Raw genomic sequence first — 8,442 nt, forward strand, 5'->3', positions numbered from 1 at the left:
CTGCTGATACTTCGCAGTATTATCTTGTTTTGAAACTTCTTTATCTATTTTTTGTGATATCATATTATTATCGGCAATCGTGAATCGTGAATCGGCAATTTTGGCCCCGCTTAATCGTGAAACGTCAACCGCGAAACGTGAAAGGCTTCCTGACTTTTTTCTTCCACGTCAACTTGTTAACTCGTCAACTTGTTAACTGGTCAACTCAACGATCTATATCAGCCAAAACAAAATCTATACTCCCTAATATGCTTAAGAGATCACTCACCGTATACCCTTTGCTGATATACGGCACCATTTGCATATGAGGGAATGACGGGGTGCGGATGCGCACGCGATAGGCCGCCGTATTGCCATCACTGATGCAGTAATAACTGTTGGCGCCCTTCGTAGCTTCAATACAACTCATGGCTTCACCGGCCGGGATCACCGGTCCCCAGCTCACATTCAGAAAATGCGTGATGAGGGTTTCAATATCCTGCATGGTGAATTTCTTTAAAGGGGGCGTAGTAAGCGGGTGACTGGATTTATAATCACCTATCGGCATATTCAATAAACACTGTTCTACAATCCGCAGGCTTTGTCGCATTTCTTCTACCCGTACGAGTGCGCGATCGAAACAATCGCCATTTTGCGCAGTGGGAATATCAAATTCAAATCGTTCATAGCCGCCGTACGGACGCTTTTTGCGGAAATCCCATTCAAACCCACAGGCTCTTAATCCCGGACCAGTAACGCCCCACTCTATTGCTTCTTCCAAAGTATAAATGCCAATGCCTTTGGTGCGCGCTTTGAAAATACTATTTCGGATGACCATCTTTTCATACTCTTTGATCTTTGGCGGGAAATAGTCGACAAAATGTTGCACCAGGCGTTGCCAGCCATTGGGCAGATCCTGCGCCACGCCGCCAATGCGGAACCAGTTGGGATGCATACGCCCACCACAAATAGCTTCAATGATGTCGAATATTTTTTCGCGATCGGTAAACATGTAAAAAACGGGCGACAATTGTCCCAGGTCCTGGGCAAAAGTGCCAAACCAAACGAGGTGACTGGCAATACGGAACAGTTCGCACAACATTACCCGGATGTAGATGGCCCTGTCGGGCAGTTCAATGCCTGCCAGCTTTTCAACAGACAATAAATAAGCGAGGTTATTCATAACGCCGCCCAGGTAATCTACCCGATCGGTGTAAGGAATGTAGGTATGCCAGCTTTGGCGTTCGGCCATTTTCTCGGCGCCGCGATGGTGAAAACCTATCTCGGGCACGGCATCTACAATATCCTCCCCATTCAATTGCAGAATGATGCGCAGCACGCCATGCGTGCCGGGGTGTTGGGGACCAATGTTCAGGAACATAAAATCTGAATCATCGCCATGCTCCTGCAGGCCCCACTCTTCGGGTTTGAACCGGAGGGCTTCCTGTTCGCGGTCTTCCTTTAGGTCATCCAAACGAAAAGGACCCATTTCGGTTGCCCGTGCCGGATGATCCTTGCGCAAAGGATGTCCCTGCCAGGTAAGCGGCATTAAAATACGGGTTAAATGCGGATGTCCGTTGAAGCGGATGCCAAACATATCATACACCTCACGTTCGTACCAGTTGGCATTTTTAAATAAACCGGTGATAGAATATAAGGAAGGATACTCGCCACGTAATGCTACTTTCAGCCTGATGAACGCATTCCGCTCAAACGAGAATAACACATAGACTACGGTAAAATCGGCCAGGGGAAGCCCATTGAAGCGATTCCTGTTGCGCTCATCGATCCCAAACAGATCGTATAGCATTCTATACGGCTGGGTAATGGTTGTTTTCAGGAATTCTAAAACACGTACAACTTGCTCCTTCGACACCCACCAGGTGAGCACCTCATCAACCGTTTTCTGCTGATACAGGATATCAGCACCTGTCCCCCGTTGCAATTGTTGCAATATGACATCTGAATCGTCCATAACACATCATACTTCATCAACCCCTTTAAAGTTCACCATATTCATTCTTTCTTCCCGTTTCACATCTTTCATGGAAGAAAGCTGCGGTCTGATAACGCCCTGTTCACCGATGACCCAGCTTAAAGGACGTTTTTCTTTTCCTACGGCATCGGCCAGCAGCACCAGTCCCTGCATAAACGCATCGGGCCGGGGCGGACAGCCGGGCACATATACATCAACCGGCAAAAATTTATCAACACCCTGCACTACACTATAGATATCGTACATACCGCCGCTATTGGCGCAACTGCCCATCGAGATCACCCAGCGGGGTTCCATCATTTGATCGTGCAGGCGTTTTATAATCGGTACCATTTTTATAAAGACTGTTCCCGCAATCACCATTACATCGGCTTCGCGCGGCGTACCCCGGATCACTTCAGCGCCAAAGCGGGCCACGTCATACTTACTGGTGATGGCAGTAGCCATTTCAACAAAACAACAACTCAACCCAAAATGAAAAGGCCACATAGAATTTTTTCGTCCCCAGGCCAGCAGGCTTTGCACGGAGGTAAGCATAATACTCTGGCTAACGGCTTCTTCCATACTGCCGGTTCCGGAAAAATTACCGGTTGCATTATTCGTTTTACTTAACCACCATTTCATTTTAGTTCAAAGTTTTTAGTTTAAAGTTCAAAGTTGACAGCTTTAGATTTATGTTGTTTGTTCCGGGGCCTCCCCCCGGCCCCCTCCGGTGGAGGGGGAGCAATACAGCCTCGCACCATTTTTCAGCCTATTTAACTCATTAACTCGTCAACTTATCACTCCTCCACTTATTGTCTCCTATTTCCTGCTTCGTTCCCATTTCACCTTTATCATCCTTATCAACACTATCAACCTATCAACCTATCAACATCCTTCTTCCTGGTCAACTGGTTAACTGGTCAACTTGTTAACTCGTCAACTTGTCAACCCCGTCAACTCCCTATACCTCCTTAAAATCTTCTTCCCATCCACCCCAATATCCAGCGCCCCAATGCCCCACTCATAGATCAACACCACTACCAGCTGACCAATAAAGATGGCCACGCCGGCATAGCCAAACCAGCCGAGTTCGTAAAAGCCCAGCGCCCATAAAATAATGAACACCGCTTCTACATCAAAAATTACAAACAACATGGCAACGAGGTAAAACTGGGCAGAAAAACGAAGTCGTGCAGAACCACTTTGTTCTATCCCTCCTTCATATGGCTTATCGGTAGCCCGGTCGTGGTGATGTTGACCTAAGATATAAGACAGGAAAAGAATGGCAACAAGCAGGAAGAATACGATCCCTGCGTACAATAGCAACGGCCACAATTGATGATTACTATGGATTTCATTTCCTGGCATAACATAATACTTCCCCGGTGGGCGTAAATGACATGCATAAACGTCCAAATAAATTAAACCAACGGCACATGGCCATACTGCCCCAATAGTACGATCAAAAAAGGGTTGGTTGCTTTAACTGGTAATGTAATGTTCGAGATTTTGAATGATGAAATCTTTCTGATCGATGATGTGTTTTACCAGGTCACCGATTGAAATGAGTCCAACCAATTCATTGTCTTCGAGCACAGGTAAATGACGGATAAATTTATCAGTCATTAATTGCATGCAGTAGTCAATCTTTGTATCAGGAGTTACAAACACCGGGCTTTCGGTCATAATGTCCATTACCCTGGTCTCTTTTGAGGATCTTCCTTTTAATATTACTTTTCGGGCGTAGTCACGTTCTGTAAAAATACCATCCAGTTTACCACATTCTTCCAAAACTACCAGGGAACCGAGATTTTTCGATTCCAGTGTTTCTAAAGCTTCGTATACGGAGCTCTCCGGATTAACCGTGTATACCACATGTCCTTTGATTTGCAGTATATCTCTTACCGTATCCATGGTAATAGTTTTAAGAGCTATTGTACTGTTAAGTTATTCAATTTTTATTAAATAAAAAATTAATCCCGAAACCGGGAAGAAAGAACACTAAGAGAATTGACAGAGTGGAAAAGTTGACGAGTTAACAAGGCGGGATCCCGGAACCAATTCTTAAGCAGTAAAACCTGACAGCAATCACATTTGATCCATTGAGGCATACAAAGCTCCTACCTTAGTAGAAAATAACAACATGAAAAAGTATTGCATTCTTCTGCTTATAACAGGAAGTATATGCTTTATCACTTCCTGTCAGCAGGCACCCACCGTAAAAGCGCCCAATGATAAAATGAGCGACACTACTGCTCCTGCTTTTGATTTGGCCAAAGCAAAGGAATGGATTGAAAGTGATAACAAAAAATTTGAGGAAGAAATGAAAAAAGGCGACTCCAATGCCCTGGCTGCTCATTATGGTCCCGATGCCTGGTTAATGTTCGATAACAGCGAACCAATGAAAGGAAAAGACATTACTTCCGGCTGGGGCGGCGCCATCAGAGCAGGTGTAAAAGGAATAAAGGTTACCACCGTTGATCTGACAGGCAATGCAGAGCTGTTGGTAGAAACCGGTATGTATGAAATGATGGGTAATGACAATAAAATACTTGACAAAGGCAAATATGTAGTGGTATGGAAACCCGAAAATGGCGGCTGGAAAATTTACCGGGATATCGGCAACAGCAATATGCCAATGAAGAAGTAAATAATATGCCTGTTCTTCAATATTATATTTCACAGGAATAGCAGATATTCCCAAGACCCGTTTATATTTTTTAGCAAAATCGTTTTTTATCTGACGAAAAACACATACATTCAAAGTAAATTAACAGCAAAACCTATCCTGTCATATGTGTGCCGCCTCTTCATCACATATTGAAAATAACATTTCCCTGCAACGGGATGGCATAGCTGCCTTTGAAACCCTGTACAAAAAATACTGGTATCAGCTTTATTGCGTAGCCGTTAAATATACCAGCTCTGCCCCCGACGCGGAAGAACTGGTACAAAACCTGTTTGAAAAAATATGGCGCAACCGCGCTTCGCTGCAAGTAAAGAACTGGGGCGCTTTCCTTACCGTATCCTTGCGGAATATGGTGATCGATTTCCATCGCAAGCAGTCGCTAAAAAATAAATTCCTTACTAATTATCAACCACTTTCAGCCAGCAGCTCCATGGAAGAAGAACCGGACCAGGAACAACTACTGGTGCTTATCGAAAATCACCTGCACGAGCTGCCCGAAAAAACACAAACCATATTTAAATTAAGCCGGTACGAACATAAATCCGTAAAGGAAATTGCCGGCCATATGCAGCTCACCGAAAAAGCGGTTGAATATCATATTACCCGCTCGCTCAAACTCCTGCGCCAGCATTTACGTAATTATCTGAACACCTGGTTTACCCTGTTATAACCGGCAAAAAAATTCTTTTCCCATCTTTAGGGATCGCTTCCCTCCTAACGTCATATATAAAACACCGTAATTGAGCCAGTCGAACTTTGATCGCTTATTACAAAAGTATCTTGCCGGTGAATGCACGGAAGAAGAAGAAAAGCTGGTGCTGGAATGGTACGAAAAAATGGTCCATAACAGTGATCTGCATTTGTCAGATGCCGACAGATCGCTGATAGAAGCCAGAATGTGGCAGGCTATTCATACCAACCTGCAGGCAATGCCAGCAGCTACTACACCAACGAAATTAAGACCGGTAACCGCACGTACCTGGTTTCGGGTAAGCGCAGCCGCCACTATAGCAGGGTTAATAGCAACCGTTGTTTTGCTGTACCGGCATCAAACCGTCATTAACCAGTCGCGGGTGGCTGCACGGGACAGGGATAGCTACGATAGCGTGGTGAATTCAACCACCAACATCCGCAGGATGCAACTGGCAGATGGCACCCGGATCACGCTGCAACCCGGCGCCATCTTGTATTATCCACCGGCTTTTACCGGAACTACCCGGGAAGTGACATTAAAAGGAAGTGCATTTTTTAACGTGTATCACAATCCGGCCAAACACTTTAAAGTGCACCTGAATAATGGCTTAACAACTGAAGTACTGGGAACCAGTTTTCAAATTAAACAACATACAGACCGGAATATAGAGGTGGCGGTTGTAACCGGAAAGGTGCTTGTATACCGGCAGCCCAGACAGCAAGAGAATACCGCACTGGATAGCACAGCAGGTATACTACTGACCCGAAATAAAAAAGTCACTTATAATGCCGCCTCGGATCTGCTGATCACCGGCATTGTTGATGATCCGAAGCCCCTGCAAAAAATAACCCCGCAACCTGACGTCAGCGCCCCTACATCCGGTCCTTCGCTTAATTTTGAAGAAGCCTTGTTACACGATGTGTTACAATCATTGAGCGATGTGTATGGCATTGTTATTAAAACCGAGACGGAACAACTGGGTAATCGCCACTTTCACGGCGACCTGTCAAAGTATAGCCTTTTTTCGCAGCTGGAATATATCTGTAAAACAACGCAAACTACTTACGAGATAAACGGCTCGCAAATAATCATAAAAGATACCAGAACTGGTAATCCATAACAGGATCATTATTATTCATCATTAAAATCTGTTAAACCGGAATACCGGGCCTCCTGCGGTATGTGTTGCGCTGCATAATGCGGCGGGGCCTGCTATTGCATCAATTAAACCAACAACTGCAAACCACCTTATTGTTCTAAAAAAACTTTACTATGAGAAAAAAACGATTGCATTCCCTGATCGTTGCCCGCCTCCTATTGTGGCAACTGGCGCTTATCATTACCTGCAGCAATACCGTGCAGGCCAATGCGCAAAATATCCTGGAGAAAAAGATCACGCTTAGCCTGGAACAGGTAGAAGTAAAAAAACTGCTTCGGGAAATTCAGCACCAGACAGGTGTAGCTTTTATTTATAGCAGCGATATCATTAACCTGAACAAAAAAGTCTCCTGCAAATTAATCAACAGGAAACTTGCAGAGTTGTTCACCACAGTACTATCCCCCATTGGTATTAACTTCAATGTTATTGATGAAAAACAGATCCTGCTGTACAATGCACCTGCAGGACAAAAAAAAACAGTTGAGCAGGTTATGCCTGATGCAACGTCCCCGCCTTTAACGGTAAGTGGCCAGGTACTCAACGACAAAGGAATGCCGCTGCCAGGCGTATCGGTAATGGTGCGCGGCGCCTCCACAGGCACTACTACCGACCGGGACGGGCGTTTTTCCATTACCGTTCCTTATGCAGAAGCCACCCTTGTATTCTCCTTTATTGGTTACCAGTCGCAGGACGTTACCCTACAGGGCCGCGCCGCGTTGGCCGTTACCTTAAAAGAAGATGCGCAAAACCTGAAAGATGTAGTGGTGGTTGGCTATGGCACGCAAAAGAAAATGACGGTAACCGGCGCTGTGGCGGCCATTTCATCCCGTGAGCTGCAACAAAGTCCCACAGCCAATTTAACCAATGCCCTGGCCGGCCGGTTGCCCGGGCTGAATGCTAACCAGTTTGCCGGCGGCGAACCGGGTGTAGACATCAGCGATCTTTACATTCGCGGTATTGGTACGTATGGCAATGCGCGGCCCATTGTGATCGTTGACGGGGTAGAACGTTCATTAAACTATTTAAGCGCCGATGAAATCGAAAGCTTCACTATACTCAAGGACGCTTCGGCAACCGCTGTATTTGGCGTACGCGGCGCTAATGGCGTGATCGTTATTACTACCAAACGCGGAAAAGCATCTGAAAAAGCCGCGCTTAATTTCAAGATCTCCGATGGCATCAATACCCCTATTCATTTTCCCAAATACCTCGGCTCTGCCGATTATGCCACGCTGTTCAACGAGGCGAAAATAAATGACAATCCCGGCGTATCGCCTTCCAACCTGAACCTGTTCACACCCGAACAAATTGATAATCTCCGCCACGCCAAAGGCGACAATTCCGACGGACTGGGATACAATATCAATTATTTTGATTACGCCTTTAAACCCGGCGTCCAACAGGATTACAGCTTAACCATCCAGGGCGGCAGCAACAGGGCCCGGTACTTTATTATGGGCAATTATTTTCAACAGAATGGAAACTATAAACAAACCGTAAGCGATGCCTATAAAACACAAGCCATTTTTAAACGGTATAACTTCCGGTCGAATATAGATGTCGACATCACGAACTCCCTGTATGCTTCGCTGATCCTGGGCGCCCGCATCACCGACCGCAATGCACCGGGCACTACCGCCAACCGGGTTATAGAAATTGCCAATACCCAGCCACCTATTTACCCCATCATACTCGAAAGCAACGACAATCCCGGCAATAAAGCCTATAACGTAAACTTTCCCAAAGGCATGTTATTCGGTACCCAAACCTATCGTTTCAATATGCTCGGCGAATTGTCAAAGACCGGTTATCTCGATCAGCGCGACAATTACCTCGACGGCTCCTTCGTAATGGGTTACAAACTCGATGCGCTGACAAAAGGATTAAAGCTGGAAGGCATGTTTTCATACGACCGCCAGGGTGGATACTGGATCACCCGTTCA

The 8,442-nt window shown here is 45.7% G+C and carries 8 protein-coding genes; 4 read left to right on the forward strand and 4 right to left on the reverse strand.

Annotation, left to right across the window (positions count from 1 at the left end; translation table 11 throughout):
• Positions 1–205 precede the first annotated feature (205 nt).
• The 4 genes from nuoC to ACJ751_RS29255 all read right to left on the reverse strand — a co-directional run bounded on the left by nuoC (position 206) and on the right by ACJ751_RS29255 (position 3,871).
• A complete protein-coding gene (gene nuoC, locus ACJ751_RS29240; protein ID WP_407749085.1) occupies positions 206–1,954 on the reverse strand; it encodes an NADH-quinone oxidoreductase subunit C/D in 1,749 nt (582 codons plus the stop codon).
• A gap of 6 nt (positions 1,955–1,960) precedes the next feature.
• Entirely contained in the window at positions 1,961–2,599 is a 639-nt protein-coding gene (locus ACJ751_RS29245) for an NADH-quinone oxidoreductase subunit B (RefSeq protein WP_407749086.1), read from the reverse strand.
• Positions 2,600–2,893: 294 nt separating this feature from the next.
• Positions 2,894–3,325, reverse strand: coding sequence for an NADH-quinone oxidoreductase subunit A (locus ACJ751_RS29250; RefSeq protein ID WP_407749087.1), 432 nt, complete (start codon positions 3,323–3,325; stop codon positions 2,894–2,896).
• A gap of 114 nt (positions 3,326–3,439) precedes the next feature.
• Entirely contained in the window at positions 3,440–3,871 is a 432-nt protein-coding gene (locus ACJ751_RS29255) for a CBS domain-containing protein (RefSeq protein WP_407749088.1), read from the reverse strand.
• Positions 3,872–4,100: 229 nt separating this feature from the next.
• Between ACJ751_RS29255 and ACJ751_RS29260 the strand changes: the two genes are divergently transcribed.
• From ACJ751_RS29260 to ACJ751_RS29275, 4 genes are all read left to right on the forward strand, one after another.
• Entirely contained in the window at positions 4,101–4,607 is a 507-nt protein-coding gene (locus ACJ751_RS29260) for a YybH family protein (RefSeq protein WP_407749089.1), read from the forward strand.
• 145 nt (positions 4,608–4,752) lie between these two features.
• Positions 4,753–5,316 (forward strand): RNA polymerase sigma-70 factor, encoded by a 564-nt coding sequence (locus ACJ751_RS29265; protein ID WP_407749090.1) that lies wholly within the window; start codon positions 4,753–4,755, stop codon positions 5,314–5,316.
• 70 nt (positions 5,317–5,386) lie between these two features.
• Positions 5,387–6,460: a FecR domain-containing protein gene (locus ACJ751_RS29270; protein ID WP_407749091.1), complete on the forward strand. Its 1,074-nt coding sequence runs from the start codon at positions 5,387–5,389 to the stop codon at positions 6,458–6,460.
• 152 nt (positions 6,461–6,612) lie between these two features.
• On the forward strand, positions 6,613–8,442 hold a 1,830-nt coding region (locus tag ACJ751_RS29275; protein WP_407749092.1), incomplete at its 3' end, for a SusC/RagA family TonB-linked outer membrane protein.

The organism is Niastella sp. (assembly GCF_045805085.1).
Classification (GTDB): Bacteria; Bacteroidota; Bacteroidia; order Chitinophagales; family Chitinophagaceae; genus Niastella.

Coding starts and splice junctions, on each gene's coding strand:
- ACJ751_RS29260 (WP_407749089.1), top strand. CDS start 4,101: ATGAAAAAGTATTGCATTCTTCTGCTTATAACAGGAAGTATATGCTTT.
- ACJ751_RS29250 (WP_407749087.1), bottom strand. CDS start 3,325: ATGCCAGGAAATGAAATCCATAGTAATCATCAATTGTGGCCGTTGCTA.
- ACJ751_RS29245 (WP_407749086.1), bottom strand. CDS start 2,599: ATGAAATGGTGGTTAAGTAAAACGAATAATGCAACCGGTAATTTTTCC.
- nuoC (WP_407749085.1), bottom strand. CDS start 1,954: ATGGACGATTCAGATGTCATATTGCAACAATTGCAACGGGGGACAGGT.
- ACJ751_RS29265 (WP_407749090.1), top strand. CDS start 4,753: ATGTGTGCCGCCTCTTCATCACATATTGAAAATAACATTTCCCTGCAA.
- ACJ751_RS29255 (WP_407749088.1), bottom strand. CDS start 3,871: ATGGATACGGTAAGAGATATACTGCAAATCAAAGGACATGTGGTATAC.